Raw genomic sequence first — 1,171 nt, forward strand, 5'->3', positions numbered from 1 at the left:
CGCTGCGCGTTCAGCACGCAGCCGGCCGGCGCGGTGACGTGGTAGGCCGACAGCGACCCCGCGTTGTTCGGCACGTCGGGCGCGATCGCGCAGGCCAGTCCGAACACCGTATAGGCCCTGGTATAGGCCAGCGGCACATTGATCCCGCGCGACACCGCGGGCGCGGTGCCCGCATAATCCACCGTCACGCCCGCCTCATCGACGCGCAGCCGCGCGCGCAGGGGCAGCGGCGCGTCATAGCCGTCCACCGTCATCTCGTACGACCAGCAGCCCCGGGGCAGCGCCGCGATCTTCTCGAGCACCGCCGCGCGCGACCGCGTGATGATGAAATCCGCCAGCGGCTCCAGCGTGTCGATGCCGAATTCGTCCATCATCGCGCGCAGCGCGCGTACGCCCACATCGTTGCACGCCGCCAGCGAATAGGTATCGCCCTCGGTGTCGACCGGCAGGCGGGTATTGGCGCGGATCATCGCCATCAGCGTCTCGTTCACCCGGCCCTGGTCGATCAGCTTCAGCATCGGGATCGACAGACCTTCCATCAGCACGTCCGTCGCCTCGGGGCCGTTGCCCAGCCCGCCGATATCCATCAGGTGGCTGGTGCAGGAAAACAGCCCGACCAGCCTGCCGCGATGGAAGGCCGGCGTGGTGATGACGAAATCATTCAGGTGTCCCGTGCCCATCCACGGATCGTTGGTGATGTAGGCATCGCCTTCCTTCATCGTCTCGATCGGGAAATGGCGCAGGAAATGCCCCACCGATTCCGCCATCGAATTGACATGGCCCGGCGTGCCCGTCACCGCCTGGGCGATCATCCGCCCCCGCAGGTCGAAAATCCCCGCCGAGATGTCCTCGCACTCCCGCACGATGGGGCTGAAGGCGGTGCGGATCAGCACCTGCGCCTGCTCGCCCACCACGGCGATCAGGCGGTTCCACATGATCTGCAGGTCGATCGCATTCCGCGCGTCCATCACGCCGTCTCCTTCATGTCCATCACGATATTGCCGCCGCCGTCGATATGGGCATCGAACCGCGCCGGGACATAGGTCGTGGTTTCCTGCTCGACGATCAGCGCCGGCCCCGCGACCGCGTCGCCCGGCCGCATTTCGGCGCGCGCATGGACCGCCAGTTCCACCATGCGGTCCCGGCCGCCATCGAACAGCAGGCGGGTGCG

The 1,171-nt window shown here is 67.3% G+C and carries 2 protein-coding genes; both read right to left on the reverse strand.

Annotation, left to right across the window (positions count from 1 at the left end; translation table 11 throughout):
* A partial coding sequence (locus tag HUK84_RS19295) for a hydantoinase B/oxoprolinase family protein (protein WP_176641656.1) occupies positions 1–968 on the reverse strand: 968 nt, incomplete at its 3' end.
* Positions 968–1,171, reverse strand: a 204-nt coding sequence (locus HUK84_RS19300; RefSeq protein WP_176641657.1) for a hypothetical protein, incomplete at its 5' end; no start/stop codon positions are given. The genes HUK84_RS19295 and HUK84_RS19300, both read right to left, overlap by 1 nt.

This window comes from Nguyenibacter vanlangensis, from assembly GCF_013376155.1.
Taxonomy (GTDB): Bacteria; Pseudomonadota; Alphaproteobacteria; order Acetobacterales; family Acetobacteraceae; genus Gluconacetobacter; species Gluconacetobacter vanlangensis.